General features: G+C 62.9%; 14 protein-coding genes and 1 pseudogene. 13 read left to right on the top strand and 2 right to left on the bottom strand.

Translation table 11 applies throughout. The annotated features are described in order from the left end of the window. Together ACT67G_RS10305 and ACT67G_RS10310 are read left to right on the top strand one after the other, a co-directional pair. A partial coding sequence (locus ACT67G_RS10305; RefSeq protein WP_443664181.1) for a PepSY domain-containing protein occupies positions 1–517 on the top strand: 517 nt, incomplete at its 5' end. A gap of 119 nt (positions 518–636) precedes the next feature. Continuing rightward, positions 637–1,125 carry a hypothetical protein gene (locus ACT67G_RS10310; RefSeq protein ID WP_443664182.1) on the top strand — a complete coding sequence of 163 codons (489 nt, stop codon included), beginning with the start codon at positions 637–639 and terminating at the stop codon, positions 1,123–1,125. Positions 1,126–1,279: 154 nt separating this feature from the next. Here the strand turns inward: ACT67G_RS10310 and ACT67G_RS10315 are convergent, their stop codons facing one another. Together ACT67G_RS10315 and ACT67G_RS10320 are read right to left on the bottom strand one after the other, a co-directional pair. After that, positions 1,280–1,513: a hypothetical protein gene (locus ACT67G_RS10315; RefSeq protein ID WP_204804381.1), complete on the bottom strand. Its 234-nt coding sequence runs from the start codon at positions 1,511–1,513 to the stop codon at positions 1,280–1,282. A 25-nt stretch (positions 1,514–1,538) separates the two neighbouring features. Next, the gene (locus tag ACT67G_RS10320) at positions 1,539–3,809 is read right to left on the bottom strand and encodes a choice-of-anchor I family protein (RefSeq protein WP_443664183.1); all 2,271 of its coding nucleotides are present in this window, start codon (positions 3,807–3,809) and stop codon (positions 1,539–1,541) included. Between the two features lie 401 nt (positions 3,810–4,210). Between ACT67G_RS10320 and ACT67G_RS10325 the strand changes: the two genes are divergently transcribed. From ACT67G_RS10325 to ACT67G_RS10375, 11 genes and pseudogenes are all read left to right on the top strand, one after another. Next, positions 4,211–4,870, top strand: a complete 660-nt coding sequence (locus ACT67G_RS10325) for a PIN domain-containing protein (protein WP_443664184.1) — start codon at positions 4,211–4,213, stop codon at positions 4,868–4,870. 65 nt (positions 4,871–4,935) lie between these two features. Further along, positions 4,936–5,585, top strand: a pseudogene (locus ACT67G_RS10330) (PhoH family protein). A gap of 143 nt (positions 5,586–5,728) precedes the next feature. Beyond that, positions 5,729–6,574 carry a cell division protein FtsQ gene (locus tag ACT67G_RS10335; RefSeq protein ID WP_443664185.1) on the top strand — a complete coding sequence of 282 codons (846 nt, stop codon included), beginning with the start codon at positions 5,729–5,731 and terminating at the stop codon, positions 6,572–6,574. Between the two features lies 1 nt (position 6,575). After that, positions 6,576–8,267 carry an ABC transporter ATP-binding protein gene (locus ACT67G_RS10340; protein WP_443664186.1) on the top strand — a complete coding sequence of 564 codons (1,692 nt, stop codon included), beginning with the start codon at positions 6,576–6,578 and terminating at the stop codon, positions 8,265–8,267. Positions 8,268–8,272: 5 nt separating this feature from the next. After that, entirely contained in the window at positions 8,273–9,109 is an 837-nt protein-coding gene (locus ACT67G_RS10345) for an energy-coupling factor transporter transmembrane component T family protein (RefSeq protein ID WP_443664187.1), read from the top strand. 18 nt (positions 9,110–9,127) lie between these two features. Continuing rightward, a complete protein-coding gene (locus ACT67G_RS10350) occupies positions 9,128–9,925 on the top strand; it encodes a PHP-associated domain-containing protein (RefSeq protein ID WP_443664188.1) in 798 nt (265 codons plus the stop codon). Beyond that, positions 9,922–10,707, top strand: coding sequence for an inositol monophosphatase family protein (locus ACT67G_RS10355; protein ID WP_443664189.1), 786 nt, complete (start codon positions 9,922–9,924; stop codon positions 10,705–10,707). The genes ACT67G_RS10350 and ACT67G_RS10355 overlap by 4 nt, the downstream gene beginning before the upstream one ends. 10 nt (positions 10,708–10,717) lie before the next feature. Then, complete coding sequence (locus ACT67G_RS10360) at positions 10,718–11,542, top strand: MurR/RpiR family transcriptional regulator (protein ID WP_443664190.1); 825 nt, start codon at positions 10,718–10,720, stop codon at positions 11,540–11,542. A 194-nt stretch (positions 11,543–11,736) separates the two neighbouring features. Next, positions 11,737–13,356, top strand: coding sequence for a substrate-binding domain-containing protein (locus ACT67G_RS10365; protein ID WP_443664191.1), 1,620 nt, complete (start codon positions 11,737–11,739; stop codon positions 13,354–13,356). A gap of 1 nt (position 13,357) precedes the next feature. Further along, positions 13,358–13,999, top strand: coding sequence for a 5-bromo-4-chloroindolyl phosphate hydrolysis family protein (locus ACT67G_RS10370; RefSeq protein WP_443664192.1), 642 nt, complete (start codon positions 13,358–13,360; stop codon positions 13,997–13,999). After that, the coding region (locus ACT67G_RS10375) for a hypothetical protein (protein ID WP_443664193.1) at positions 13,969–15,020 on the top strand (1,052 nt) is incomplete at its 3' end. The genes ACT67G_RS10370 and ACT67G_RS10375, both read left to right, overlap by 31 nt.

Below are 15,020 nucleotides of genomic sequence, written 5' to 3' on the forward strand. Positions count from 1 at the left end.
CTCCGTTCCGGAAACGCCCGCCGGCCAGGGGCAGACGCCGCCTGTGTCCCCCGCCCCGGAGGGGGAAGTCGCCGCCGGGGAAATCAGCCGGGAGGAGGCCCTGGCCATCGCTCTGGCCAACGCCGGGGTGCCGGAGGGGGACGCATACAACGTCAAAACCGAGACCGACAGCGACAACGGCGTCCCCCTCTACGACATCGAGTTCGAGACGGACTACGGCGACTACGACTTTGAGGTGGCCATGGCCGACGGACGCATCGTGGGGGCGGACTACGAGGTGGACGAGGAGTGGCTGGACGCCCTGGGCGGCTCCCCCGTCACGGCGGAAGAGGCCGCTTCCATCGTGGCCGGCAAGATCCCCGGCGCCAGCGCGGCGGACGTAAACATCTGGGAGGAGTCCGGCGACGGCCGGGGCCGCTACGAGGGAGAGCTGTTCCTGGATGGCATGGAATATGAGTTTGAAATCGATCCGCAGACAGGGCGGATCTTCGACTGGAACGCTGACCTGCGGGATTGATGCCCACAGCCTGCTGCAACATGCGGATTTGGCTGCAGGTACCGGAAACAGGCATCTGTCCTGCGGAGACCCCGGAATACTATACCGTCCAAGGGAAAACAGGTAAGGGAGTGTCCTATATGAGCATCCGAGAGGCACTGATCCATATGTTTACAGACGATCCCGTCAACTGGCTCAAATGGGCGCTGGTATTTGCCGTCCTGATCGGAGGGTATTTTGTCGCGGTCCCGCTGTATGGGAGACTCTCCCACGGTATGAGCTGGGAGCGCAAACGGGACATCGCCAGGAGCCGAAACCACATCATCAAAGCGTCGATCGTGAAGAAATGGCCATCCGGGGATGTGGGCCACTACAACTGGCACGCTACCTACCGTTATGCGCTCCAAGGCGAGGAGCGTAGGTACACTGCCTATTTCAAGCACCCGTCCGCGCCGCCCCTGTATCTGTATCTCTACTACATCAACGATCCCTGTAAACTCTTTTCCTGTGATGAATACCACTATCAGAACCACAAGGGACTGCTTCTTCTGCCGGTCATCTTCCTGCCCTGGATTTTGGCTCTGGTCGTCTTTGCCCTTTTGGGTGTGGAGCCGCCGCAAGCAATCTAAGAGAGGGAACCGCTGCTGGACGGCATGAAGTATGAATTTACAATTGCCCCACGGTTCTTCGATTGGAATGCCGGCTGGCAGGACTGGCTGGCACAGAAAAGCAACGGGGAGAAGGCACATATGCCTACTCCCCGTTACTTCATTTTGTTCTTTTTTAGGACGGTTCCTTGGGTGAGAGCCCCAGTTTGGTCTCCAGTTCCCGCATTTTGATCTCCGCCTCGTGCAGCGCCATGGACGGCGTTTTTTCCTGCCTGGTCACCATCTTGACCAGGAGCTCGGCCAGAATGGACGCATTCGTCCGCTCCAGCAGTTCCATGGCCCGCTCCAGCGTCTGGCCGGTAAATCCGGCCTTCTCCAGCTTCCGGCGTTCCTTATCCAAGCTCTTCATGGCCTTCGCCCCTCCATGCGCCTGGTTATTCGGCGATTTGGGACAGGGCCAGCAGAGCCTGGGCAGTCTGCACCCGAGTGGCCGCCTGGCCGGGGGCCAGGGCGCCGTCGAGCCCGGTGAGCACCCCGGCCTCCACCACCCAGGTCATGGCCTCCAGGGCGTAACCGGAGATCTGGGCGAAGTCTCCAAACTCACGAATAGCCATGCCGCCCTGGGCGGTGTCATAGCCCTCATGCCTGGCGTAGCGATAGAGCATGACCGCCAGCTGCTCCCGGGTGATGGGATCGTCCGGGCCGAACAGGCCGCCGCCGTAGCCGCCGGCGATCCCCTGAGAGGCGGCCCAGCGGACAGCCTCACCATAGGAGGCCGCCGGATCCACGTCGGAGAAGGTCATCAGGTAGTTTACCACCGGGCGGCCCTCCAGCGCCCACAGGGTCGCGACCGCCTCGCCCCGGGTCAGCGTTCCATTGGGATCAAAACGATCCGCGCTGATGCCGGCCATCAGGCCGCTGACACAGACATAGCGCACCGCCTGGACGTCCCGGGCATCCACATCGGTGAAGGGCAGGACGGACAGGGCCGCGCCGCCCACCTGATAGACGGCCACGGTGCCGGACACCTCGCAGGCGGCCAGCAGCAGGGCCTCGCCGGTGGGGCTGACGGAGGCGTCCAGGAACAGCAGGCCCTCGGGGGCCACGTCGCCGCCGGTGACCCACTTGTCCAGCTCCCCGTCCTCGTATTCCTCGGAGCCCTCCACCACGGAGGCAAAGTCCCGGGTGTTGATGTAGTTGACATACTGAGCGGAGGCGGGCTCGGTCACGTCATAGACCATGACGCCGCCGGTGCGCTCCAGGGCCACAAAGGCATAGGTACGGCCGTCCACCGTGCCCACGGTGACGCTCTCCGCCTCCGGCCCTTTCTTGCCGGAGCGGTCGTCCACCACGGCGTTGTCGTTGGAGCAGTTGTAGTAGTCGGGCAGGTACTGGGCGGTGAGGGCCTCGAAGTCGTCCCCGCTGGTAAACACCTCGGTCAGGCCGTCCGCACCAGCCTCATAGAGGGTGAAGGTGCGGCCGCCGAAGAGGTAGTCCTTACCGGTATCCAGACCGTCAAAATCCCCGCTCTTGAAAAAAACCACCTTGCCGGTGAGGCCGGAGTTCTCCGCTGTGATGGCCCCAGTGGGGGAGGTCACGCCCTCGTCACCGAAGTCCCGCTCGTCCTCATTGAGGTAAAAGGTGCCCAGATCCTCGTCCCCCCACTCCCGGGCGTCCCCCTCGTTGGCGGTGACCAGATAGGTTTTGCCCTCCGCCTGGAAGGCGGCGATGGCATCGGGCATCCGGATGCCCATGAGGCCGCCGTAGGTCTTGGGAGCGTAGGCGTCGTCCTTCTTGTCGATGTCGACGGGGGTGACGCCGTAGTCCTCAAAGCCCGCGGAGTAGATCCCGTCAAAGGTACGGGAGGTCAGATCCAGCACCGCGATGGCGTTGTTCTCCTGCAGGGTGATATAGGCCTTGCCGCCAGAGACGGCGATGTACTCTGGCTCCAGGTCGGTGGAGGGGTTCACGCCCTTCTTCAACACCACGCCGGAGGCCGCTAGCTCGTCCCGCCGGCCGTCAAAGGCGTCAAAGCCCACCACCTCACTGGTGAGAGCAGACACGTCCACCACGGTGACCGAGCCTCTGGGGTCGGCGATCCCGTCGCCGTACCCCTCCCGGGGCTCTCCCTCGTCGGCGGTAAGGACGGTGTCGTTGTCGGCAAAGGTCACCATGTCTGGCTGCACGCCGGTCTCCACCAGCCCTTTCAGGGTGAGGGTGCCGTCGGCATTACAGGTGAACAGGGCCACCCGGCCGGCGTCGTTGTACCCCTCCGCCTGAAGGGCGGCGGCCAGGGTGGTGCTGTCCGGAGAGATGGCCACGGAGGTCATGTCCCCATAGCGGAAGGAGCTGTCCGCCGCCTCCACCAGGGCCTTCACGTCAATGTCTGTGCCGCTGAGCCGGGCGACGGAGCTCCCGGCGGCGAGATTTTCCAGAGAAATGGCCGCCAGCAGGCCGCTCTGGCCGTTGATGGCGTAGGCAAAGCCGTTGGCCCGGTTGTAGGCCACGATTTCCATGACGCCGCCGTCCACGTTGAACTGGCCGGAGGTGTACCGGGCGATCTGGGTCAGGTTCAGGGAAGAATTACCGTTTTCATATCCGGCGGTGGCGGTGATGTCCGCCGCTGCCGCCGGCACTGCGGCGCCCAGCTGGAGCGCCAGAGCGAGGGCCAGGGCAATGGCCGCCGGCCTTCTTGCTTTTCTCATGCTGTTTCCTCCTGCGATTTTGTTTTGGACAGGGAGCCGGGTATCCTCCCAATTTAGATTAGTGTAATCCCAGCATTGTAAAATCCGAAAGTAGCGGCATGTAAATTCTTTGTAACCGCCTGCGGGCCGGAACGATACCTGGCCCGCAGGCGGCGCGCTTCACATAGATTTAGCGGTCTCTTCATGGAAACACCGTCGCGCACCGTGAGCGACGTTTGCTATACTGGATACGGATGCGGCAGGCATCGGTTGGGAGCGGCAGTATGGAGCACAGTTGCAAAAAGTCCGATCAAAGTCAACAGAGCATGATCAGCGCCGGTTTGCGCCCTTGTGGGGCGAACCGGCGCTGTTTTCATGGATGCCGCTTCCATGTATAAAAAACAGAAAGGCAGGCACAACGTATGCAGAAGACCTATGTGCTGGACGCCAATGTCCTCCTCCAGGCCCCCTACGCCCTGGAGTCCTTCGAGGACAACCACATCGTGCTGCCTCTGGCGGTACTGGAGGAGCTGGACACTCTGAAGGGGGCCGACGGCGAGGCGGGAAACAACGCCCGGCAGGCCCTCCGCTTCCTGGAGGACCTGCGGCTCCGGGGCGACTTGGTAAAAAGCGTGATCCTGCCCAGTGGAGGCACCGTGCGCCTGGAGGTCAACCATGTGGACGCGGCCCTCCCCCAGGGGATAGAGCCCGGCAGCCGGGCGGGAAGGGTGCTGAAGGTGTGCCGGGGCCTCATGGACGAGGGGACGCCGGTGACGCTGGTGAGCCGGGACATGGTCGCCCGCATCCGGGCCCAGATGATGGGGGTGCCAGCGGAGGACTTCACCACTGACCGGCTACCGGACGGCGCCCAGCCCTACACCGGGCGGACGGAGGTCTATATCCCAGACGGTCTGCTTACGACCTTTAAGAAAAAAGGGGCGCCAGCGGAGGAGCTCTATACCGTGGACGGTGCGGGGGAGCGGAAGCCGGTTTCCTTGACCGAGAATCAGTTCGTCCTTCTGCGCTCGGATACCGAGCCGAAAAAGACCATGCTGGGCCGCCTCCGGGGGGGGGACGGGTGACCGCCCTGCGCTTTGGCGGCGTCCGCCCATTCGGCGTCAAGCCCCGGAGCGTAGGCCAGCAATTTATGCAGGAGGCCCTGCTGCTGCCGGCGGAGGAGGCGCCCCTGGCCATCATCCAAGGGCCGGCGGGCACCGCCAAGACCTTTTACGCCCTGGCTGCAGGGCTGGAGCAGGTGCTGGAGGCGGAGGAACGGCCCTATCGGAAGATTCTGGTGTGCCGCCCCAATGCCCAGTTTGACGCGGACATCGGTTTTCTCCCGGGCAGTGAGCAGGAGAAGATCTCCCCCTCATGCGGCCTATCGTGGACAACCTGGAGATCCTGCTGGACCTGGAGGGGAAGAAAAAGGAGCGGCGCAGCGAGGAGGAGCTGCGGGGGCGCATTGACTACCTCTTTGACACCGGCGTCATCGCTGCCGAGGCCATGAACTTCATGCGGGGCCGCTCCATCACCGATACCTGGCTCATCATCGACGAGGCCCAGAACCTCACCCCCCGGCAGGTCAAGGGCATCATCACCCGGGTGGGAAAGGGCACCAAGGTGGTGCTGCTGGGGGACCCGGCCCAGATCGACCACCCCCTGCTGGACACCCGGAGCAACGGATTGACCTATGCCAGCGCCCGCATGAGGGGTAGCCCCCTGTGCGTCCAGCTGACCATGCTCCCCGACGAGTGCCAGCGCTCCCCCCTGGCCCTGGACGCGGCGGTACGGATGTAAATGAGGGCAGAACTTACATAGCACGGCAGACAAGAAAATTTATTTACATTTTACAGGACTTTGGAAGAAGAATTTACATCCCGGTGGTACACTGTGCCTGTGTGAGCGAGAAACCGACACCATCATAGGGAGGAAAATATGCTATGAGTATCGCACAGAAGCAGACTGCCACACAGTCGCAAAAGCTGATGATCTTTGTCCTGTCCATGTCCCTGTACGGGCTGGCCACCCTGTTCACCGAACTGATCCCCGAGTTCCAGGTGGGGGTCGTGGAGTTCTCCGTGGAGTACTTCCTGTTCATCCCCCTGACCCTGGCCATGCTGTTCGACCCCCTGTCCGCCGCTTTGGGCGCCGCCACCGGCGAGCTGGTGTTCAGCGAGATCATGCTGGGCCAGTTCGGCGGCCTGGGCGAGCTGGAGAAATTCCTCACCGTCACCATCGGCGTGTACATTGCCGGCCGGCTGGTGAAGGATCCCAAGAACCGCGCCATGGTGGGCGTGGCCGCCATCACCGGGACCGCAGCCCAGCTGTTGATGGGCACCGTGGTGGACATTCTGAAGGTCCAGCTGGCGGTGGAGGACTTCGAGGCCGTGGCCGGCCTTCCTGAGAGCGTGTTCGCCACCGAGGGCTTTGCCTTCCTCAATGACCTGCTGTTCTCCGGGATCCTGTTCTGCCTGCTGCCCACCCTGTACCTGGTGCCCAAGCTGTACGGCAAGATCGAGCCCCTGCTGGGTATGGCCCCCCATACCCCGGAGAGCGCCGTCAGCGGTATCAGCCCCAAGGCTCTGATCGTGTGCGCCGTCGGCTTTGTGTGCGCCATCGTAGCCGAGCTGGCCGCCACCGCCGGCATGTCCCTCATCGACTGGGAGGCCGAGTGGGCCGAGAGCGGCACCGCCCTGGCTGTGGGCATGGTAGCGGCCGCCGCGGTGGCCATCATCGCCCTGCTGGTCATCAAAAAGAACGCCGGGAAAAAGGCCGCGGTGAACTGACATGAACGCGGTTGAGATCGACGGCCTGACCTATACCTACCCAGGCGCCCCTCAGCCCACCCTGAAAGAGATCTCCCTTCAGATCGAGAAAGGGGACTTCCTGGCGGTCGTTGGCAACAACGGCTGCGGGAAGTCCACTTTGTGTAAGGTCCTCAACGGCCTGATCCCCCACTTTATCACGGGGACCATGGAAGGGAGCGCCCGGGTGTGCGGCCTGAACACGCTGGAGTACGACGTGGGCGCCCTGGCCCAAAAGGTGGGCTATGTGTATCAGGACTTTGAAAACCAGATCGTCCGGCCCACCGTGCTGGACGACGCCTCTTACTCCTGCCTGAACTACGCCTTCCCCGACTACCTGGAGCGGGGCAGGACTGCTTTGCGGCAGTGCGGTCTGGAGGGCAGGGAGGAGGAATATGTCTGGCAGCTCTCCGGCGGCCAGACCCACCTGCTGGCCCTGGCCGGCGCGGTGTCCCTCCAGCCGGACATTCTGATCCTGGACGAGCCCATCGCCCAGTTGGACCCCATGCACGCCGACCGGATCTATGAGGTCCTCCGGGACTTGAATGAGAACCACGGCAAGACCATCCTCGTCATTGAACACCATACCGAGTACATCGCCGACTTCTGCAAGCACGTGATGCTCATGAGGGACGGCCAGGTGCGCTGGATACTGCCCACGGAGAATGCCCTCCAGCGGGTGGAGGAGCTGGAGGAATGCAACATCTTCCCGCCCCAGGTGACCCAGGCGGCCCACCGGCTGCGGAGGGCAGGCCGTCTCCCGGCGGACATCCTCCTGCCCACCACCGTGGAGGGAGGAAAAACCGCCTTCGCCGGACTGCATTATATCTCCCGGGAACGTCCGGCGCCAGCTGTCCCAGACGGAGAGAGCGCAGTCTCCTTCCAGGACGTATCTTTGGCCTACCGCTCGGTAAAGGGGGAGCCCCACACCGTGTTCGACGGCCTGAACCTGAACATACGGAAGGGGGAAAAGGTGGCCCTCATCGGCTCCAACGGGGCGGGCAAGTCCACCCTCATGAAGCTGATGGTGGGTCTGCTGAAGCCCAATTCCGGCACAGTTTCCCTCTTTGAGGAGGCCATTGGGGACAAAAAGGCCGAGGATCTGTCCCGGCAGATCTCCCTGGTGTATCAAAACCCGGAGGAGATGTTCATCAAGGACTCCATCCGCGCCGACATCGCCTATGCCATGGAGGTGCGGAACGTCCCGGAGTGGGAGAAACGCACCGGGGAGCTGCTGGAGCGGTTCCGGCTGACAGAGCTGGCAGACCGGGACGGTCGCCTCATGTCCGGCGGGCAGATGCGCCGGGCCAGCCTGGCCATCGGGATCGCTTTGAATCCCGGCATTCTGCTGCTGGATGAACCCACCGCCAACCTGGACATCGCCACCCGGCGGGAGATCATGGCCGTTCTGGACGACATGAAGGACATCATTCAGACCGCCGTCATCGCAACCCATGACATGCAGCTGGTGTGCCAGTGGGCGGAGCGGATCATCGTGCTGCGGGGCGGGCGTGTGGTGGCCGACGGTGCCCGGGACGCGATCTTTGCCCGGAGCGGCATCGTGGAGCAGGTGGGCATCCGCCCGCCGGAGATCTTCTCCATGGCGCAGGCCTTAGACAGACGGGCCATGTGCTATACCATTGACGAGTTCCTGTCATCCTTTCAGGAGGTGTGACCGCTGTGGAAAAATTGACTGCCAAACTCTCGGAGAGCATTCTGGATAAGCTCTCCATGGACTTCCTGCGCAATCAGGTGCTGAAGAACGCCTATGGCAACGATGACACCGTGATCGCCGGCCTGGACCCCCGAATCCTGCTGGCCTGGTATCTGTTCTTCGGCCTGGTGCCCTGGTTCGTGAGCGACATTCCCTTCCTGCTGGGGTGCTTCCTGCTGGTGATGGGCACCACCATCCTGGCCCGGGTGGCGGGGCTGGTGCTGTTCCTCTTTGCCCTGGGGGTGTTCTCCCAGACGGGGTATCTGTTCCTGGTGACGCTGCTCTTTGGAGGCGACGCCTCCGCCATTGCCCCGCTGCTCATCCTCACGTTGAAGGTTGCGACCATCTCCCTGGCCTCGGTGACGGTATTCTCCGGGCTGGACCCGGACAAGCTGTCCAACGGCCTCATGTGGTACGGCTGCCCGGAGCGGCTGAGCTTCTCCATCTCCTATGCCTACCGGATGCTGCCCATGCTGATGGAGGAGTTCCAGAATGTGCTGCTCTCCTACCGCCTTCGGGGCAATCCCCCGGCTCACGAGACCTTCGGCGGCAAGGTGAGGTATCTGATTTATCAGGTGAAGATCATCATGCAGTCCTTCTACCCCCTGATGCTCAACACCGCCAAGCGCTCCCGCACCACGGTGGAGGCCCTGGAGCTGCGGGGCTACCGGTACGCGGCGGTGAACAAGTCCGTGAAAAAGATCAAGCTGGCCGCCCTGAAGGTCACTTATAACGATGGACTGTTCCTGGCCATCTCCTTCCTGGTGGTGGCGGTGGCCGTCCTGATCTCCACACTGCTGTAAGAAAGAAGGTCATTTCTCTTGCGCCTGGATTTTCACACCCACGGGAAGCTGGCCAAAAAGCTCCCATTTTCCACCGCCTACACCGACTGGCTCTTCGGCGAGGCCAGACGGGCCGGACTGGACGCCCTGTGCTTGACGGAGCACTTCAACACCCTCCAGTTTGCCGATGTGTACGGCTACATCGCCTCGGTGAGCCGAAGGATCGGGGACACCCTGGAGCTGGAGAACGGCCTGCGCGTCTTCCCCGGCATGGAGACGGATGTGGCGGAGGGCGGTCATATCCTGTCCATCGGGCCCCTGGAGGCCATTTTGGAGCTGAACCGCCGGCTGGAGCCTCACAAGGAGAAGGGGGACTTTCTGCCCTTCTCCCGGCTCATGGAGCTGTTCGGGCAATACCCGGTGCTGGTGGGCTGCGGCCACCCCTTCCGCGCCGGCGGCCATGTGCCCGAACTGCCGGAGGAGCAGCTCCGCCGCCTGAAATTTCTGGATTTGAACGGAAAGGACCTGGCTCTTGACCGGGAGAGGACGGAGCGGCTCACCCATGACCTGGGGAAAAAGCTGGGCATCCCTGTGGTGTCCGGCAGCGACACCCATCAGGCGGTGCAGTACGGCTGCGTCACCACGGTCTTTGAACGGGAGGTGGACACCGTCCCCGCCCTCTATGGGGAGATGACAGCCGGCCGCTACGCCATTGATCTCTCCGACACCGCCACCTTCCAGGTGCGCACCGCCTGTCTGCTGAAGCGGTCCTTGAAGGAGATCCATGCCCTGGGAGGCGACTACGTGGCCATTCTGACCCGGGAGGCCACCGCATGACCGCCCTGACGGATTCCCTGGCGGAGGGGGCCGTCCAGACGGTATTGGAGGCGGGGGAACTGCTGACCGATCCCGCCGCCGTTCAGAGCATCCGCTCCAAGGGCGAAACGGACTATGTGACCAATGTAGACCTGGCGGTACAGGCGTTTCTGCGGAAGCGTCTGGCCGCCCTGGCCCCGGATGTCCAGTTTATGGGAGAGGAGCAGGACAATACGGGGCTGGACTGGAGCCGCCCCTGCTGGATCCTGGATCCGGTGGACGGCACCACCAACCTGATCCACAGCTTCCGGCACAGCGCCATCTCCTTGGCTCTGGCGGAGGGTGGACAAGCTGTCTTTGGTGTGGTATACAATCCTTATACGGAGGAGTGCTTCACCGCCCGCCGGGGCGGCGGAGCGCTCCGAAACGGAGTCCCGATCCACGTCAGCGATGTCTCCCGGCTGGAGGACAGCCTCCTGTCCACGGGCACCGTTCCCGGCCGGCGGGATCTGGCGGACATGGCGTTTCGCCAGATGCGGGCGCTGTATGACCGGTGCCAGGACATCCGGCGGACGGGCTGTGCCAGCCTGGAACTGTGCGATGTGGCCTGCGGACGGCTGGAGGGCTATGTGGAGCTGTCTCTCCAGCCCTGGGACTACGCCGCTGGAATGCTCATCGTGGCGGAGGCCGGGGGACAGGTTACCGCTCCTGGCGGCGCCCCCCTCTCTCTGGCGGAGGGTGGGCCTCTGCTGGCCTCCAATGGGCGGCTCCACGGCGCGCTGCAAACAATTTTGAAAGAATGAGGGTTTCGTCATGGACCTGCGCCTTCCCGCCGCCGCTGGGGAACTGACCCGGGCGGAGCAGAAGATCCTGGATTATATCAACACCAACACAGATACCTTCCTGTTTTCGTCCATTGGGCAGCTGGCGGAGCGGCTGGAGCTCTCCGACGCCACGGTCTCCCGCTTCGCCCGCCATGTGGGTTGCCGGGACTTCAAGGCGCTGAAATCTCTGGTGCTGGAGCAGTCTCCCGGCCCGGCGGTAAAGCTGACGGCCACGCTCAGTCAGGGGGATCATTTCTCCCCCCAAGCCTGGCTGGAGCGGCAGCGGGCATACTTGGAGAAGACCATACAACAGCTCTCCACCGGGGAATTTGACCGGGCGGTGGAGGCTCTCTGTTCTGCCCGGCGGGTGTTTCTTCACGGAAAAAACGCCTCCGCTTCCATGGCACAGCTGCTCCATTTCCGCCTGCGGCGGCTGGGCTTACAGGTATCTCTCCTTCCCTCCGGCGGCTCTGAACTGCTGGAAGGGCTTTCCCAGGTCGGCGCAAAAGACCTGGTGGTTCTGTTCAGCTTCTCCAAACTCTCCCGGGAGGGCCGCGTCCTCCTGGAGCACAGTCGGGCCGCCGGTTACCGGACGCTGGCCTTTGTAGGGCGCACCTGCCTGCCCGCGGAGGAGCGGGCGGACATCAGCCTCTTTGCCTACCGGGGGACAGAGAAGGAGTATCACTCTATGGCAGCTCCCGCCGCCCTGCTGGATGCTCTGGCAGTCGCTGTGGCGGAACGGTTGGGAGACGAAGGTACGCAGCGTCTCCAGTCGCTGCACCGGATGAAAAAGGACTATTTTCCAGACGGATGAACGCATCCCCCATGCCCGCACATGGGGGATGCGTTCATTTTCCAGGATGATGCACAAATTTTACACGCATTTTACTGCGCCGCGGTAGTGGGCGCAAGCCGGCTGTGATATGGTAGATTAGGATTATTTTATATATTCCGCGCATGGGCTTGCGCTGCCTGCGCACCACATCTGAAAAGGAAGGATCTGCTGCTATGAAACGCGCGGTTTTATCTGTATGTATCCTGGCATTGGCATTGATTCTGACAGCCTGCGGTCCGACGCCGTCTGACAGTGCAGTCTCCACCGGCGATTCCGCCAGCGGAGATCACGCCTTCGACTATGGCGGTGACGTGACGCTGCGCATTCTCTCCGGCTCGGAGAACCAGGAGCTGGAGGGCATCCTGGATGACTTCGCCCGGGAGCGGGGCGTGAACATCGAGATGGAGTACCAGGGCTCCCTGGACATCATGCGCACCCTCCAGGGAGAGCGCATCGACTACGACGCGGTGTGGCCGGCCAGCAGCCTATGGCTCACCGCCGGAGACACCCAGTACCGAGTAAAGCACGCCCAGTCCATCTCCATCACCCCGGTGGTCTTCAGCATCCGACAGAGCCTGGCGGAGGAGCTGGGCTTTGTGGGCCGGGAGGTGTCGGTCAGCGACCTGCTCTCCGCCATCCAGTCTGGGAAGCTGAACTTCTGCATGACCTCCGCCACCCAGTCCAACTCCGGGTGCAGCGCCTACATCGGCTTTCTCTATGCCCTGCTGGGCAATCCAGATGTGATCACGTCGGAGAGCCTCCAGACCCCCGGCCTCTCGGAACAGATCACCCAGCTGCTCTCCGGCGTAGACCGGTCCTCCGGCAGCTCCGACTGGCTGAAGGACCTATTTCTCACCGGCGGCTATGACGCCATGGTGAACTATGAGTGTCTGATCATCAGCGCCAACCAGGAGTTGGAGGCGCGGGGCGAGGAGCCCCTGTATGCCGTCTACCCCTATGACGGCCTCTCTATCGCGGACTCCCCCCTGGGCTATGTGGACAACGGGGATACTGAGAAGGAGCAGGCTTTTCTGGATCTGCAGGAATACCTGCTTTCCGACGAGGTTCAAAACGAGATCCAGCGCACCGGTCGCCGCACCGGCTACGAGGGGGTGTCGGCAGAAAACCGGGATGTGTTCCGCGCCGACTGGGGTATCCAGCCCGACCGGGTGCTCTCTCCTATTCGGATGCCCTCCACCGATGTGCTGATGGAGTGCCTGAGCCTATACCAGACAGAGTTCCGCAAGCCCTCCCTCACGGTCTACTGTCTGGACTACTCCGGAAGTATGGAGGGAACGGGCCGGGAACAGATGGTGGAGGCCATGAGCCAGATCCTGATTCAGGAGAACGCAGAGCAAAATCTGCTCCAGGCTTCGGAACACGAGGTCAATATCCTCATCCCCTTTGAGGGCTACCCCCGGGACGTCTACACCGCCGTTGGGAACGGAGAGGAGCTGGAAGCCCTCTATACTCAGGTGGAGGCGGAGGAGGCCGTGGGCGGCACCGACATCTATTATGCCGCCATGGAGGGCCTGCGGCAGCTGAAAAACTACGACCTGAGCCAGTACACCCCTGCCATCATCCTGCTGACGGACGGGGTGTCTGACGGGAGTTTTTCCGACTTCCGAGATGGCTACGAGGCCTTCGGGGCGGATGTGCCGGTGTTCTCCATCATGTTCGGCTCCGCCAATCCCACCCAGCTGGAGGAGCTGGCGGAACTGACCCACGCCCGGGTCTTCGACGGGCGGGAGGACCTGATCGGGGCCTTCCGCAGCGTGAAGGGGTACAACTGAGATGAAGAAAGGACAGCTACGGCAACTGGTACTGTCGCTGGGCGTGGGAATTGCAGTCTTTTTGGTTCTGGCCCTGGGCCTGCGCTGGAATTTCCTGTTCAGCGCCGCGCTGGGGGTGGGAATTTATCTGGGCCTTTGGTTTCTGCTGACCCCCAGGGCGGACCCCATCACCCTCTATTTCGCCCAGCGGCCAGACGGCGGCGAGATGCAGGCCCTGATGGAGGAGGCGGAGCGGGATCTGAAGGCCATCCGGTCGGCCGCCGGCCGCATTACGGACGTCCGGACCCATGAGGACGCCCTGGCCCTCACGGAGACGGGGGATCGCCTCTACTGCTATCTTCGGGAGCATCCGGAGAAGATCCCGTCGGCCAACCGCTTCCTAACCTACTATCTGGACACGGTGGGCCGGATCCTGGGGCAGTATGTGAAGTTCCAGGATGCCGGGCTGGGGACTTCCGAGGTGCGGGAGTTCCAGCGGAAGGTGCGGGCCATTCTGCCCAAGCTGAAGACTGGGTTCGAGGAACAGCTCAGCCAGTTGATGGCCTCGGAGCGGTTTGACGCGGAGGCGGACATGAAGGTCATGGAGAGCCTGCTGAACACGGAGGGATTCCAATGGAAAGCAAATCAAAATGGATCGGTCTGATCATCCTGCTGGTTGTCATCGGGGCGGCGGCGGTCTATCTGCTGCTGGGCGGCGGCCCCCGGCCGGAGCCAACCGTTCTGCGGGGCTATGTGGGGGGAGAGAAGATCGGCCTGCTGGAGGACGAGGCGGTACAGGATGTCCTGGAGCGGGACTACGGGCTCACCCTGGACTATGCCAAGGCGGGCTCCCTGGACATGGTCACGGCGGATCACGAGGGCCGGAATTTCCTCTTTCCCTCCAGCCAGACCGCCCTGGAGTATTACCAGCAGCTCTACGGCGCGCCGGGCAAGAGCCAGATCGTGTTCAACACCCCCATCGTCCTCTATACCCACCGGCCCATCCTGGAGGCGTTCCAGAAAGAGGGGCTGGTGACGGAGCGGGATGGGGTGTACTATATGGATATGGCCGGCCTGGTGGCGGAGATCGAGGCGGGCACCGCCTGGGCGGACCTGGGGCTCCCGGAGCTCTACGGCACCGTGGCTGTCAACACTACCGACCCCGTGCGCTCCAACTCCGGGAATATGTTCGCGGGGCTGCTGGCCAATGTGCTGTGCGGCGGGATGGCAGATGAGGACAGCGTGGAGGCTGTGCTGCCCCGGCTGAAAGCCATCTTCGAGAAACTTGGCTATATGGAGGCGTCCTCCTCCGACCTCTTCGACCAGTTTCTCAAGACCGGCATGGGGGCCAAGCCCATGATTGCTGGCTATGAAAATCAGCTGCTGGAGTTCGCCGTGGAGAATCCGGAGGACTGGGAGCAGTTGAAGGATGACATCGTGCTGATTTACCCCACTCCCACCGTCTGGTCCTCCCATATCTACATCGCGCTGGACGAGGCGGGGGAGGCGGGCATCGACGCCCTGCTGGACGAGGAGGTCCAGCGCCTGGCCTGGGAAAATCACGGCTTCCGCACTGAGGTATCCGGCACGGACGCCGACGAAAACCACTTCGGCGTCCCCCACCTGGCCGCGGAGATCACCCAGGTGGCCGCCATGCCCAGCTACGCCGCCATGGAGAAGATCAT

It is taken from the genome of Dysosmobacter sp. (assembly GCF_052306735.1).
Classification (GTDB): domain Bacteria; phylum Bacillota; class Clostridia; order Oscillospirales; family Oscillospiraceae; genus Oscillibacter.

Coding starts and splice junctions, on each gene's coding strand:
- ACT67G_RS10315 (WP_204804381.1), bottom strand. CDS start 1,513: ATGAAGAGCTTGGATAAGGAACGCCGGAAGCTGGAGAAGGCCGGATTT.
- ACT67G_RS10310 (WP_443664182.1), top strand. CDS start 637: ATGAGCATCCGAGAGGCACTGATCCATATGTTTACAGACGATCCCGTC.
- ACT67G_RS10355 (WP_443664189.1), top strand. CDS start 9,922: ATGACCGCCCTGACGGATTCCCTGGCGGAGGGGGCCGTCCAGACGGTA.
- ACT67G_RS10365 (WP_443664191.1), top strand. CDS start 11,737: ATGAAACGCGCGGTTTTATCTGTATGTATCCTGGCATTGGCATTGATT.
- ACT67G_RS10370 (WP_443664192.1), top strand. CDS start 13,358: ATGAAGAAAGGACAGCTACGGCAACTGGTACTGTCGCTGGGCGTGGGA.
- ACT67G_RS10320 (WP_443664183.1), bottom strand. CDS start 3,809: ATGAGAAAAGCAAGAAGGCCGGCGGCCATTGCCCTGGCCCTCGCTCTG.
- ACT67G_RS10340 (WP_443664186.1), top strand. CDS start 6,576: ATGAACGCGGTTGAGATCGACGGCCTGACCTATACCTACCCAGGCGCC.
- ACT67G_RS10335 (WP_443664185.1), top strand. CDS start 5,729: ATGAGTATCGCACAGAAGCAGACTGCCACACAGTCGCAAAAGCTGATG.
- ACT67G_RS10360 (WP_443664190.1), top strand. CDS start 10,718: ATGGACCTGCGCCTTCCCGCCGCCGCTGGGGAACTGACCCGGGCGGAG.
- ACT67G_RS10325 (WP_443664184.1), top strand. CDS start 4,211: ATGCAGAAGACCTATGTGCTGGACGCCAATGTCCTCCTCCAGGCCCCC.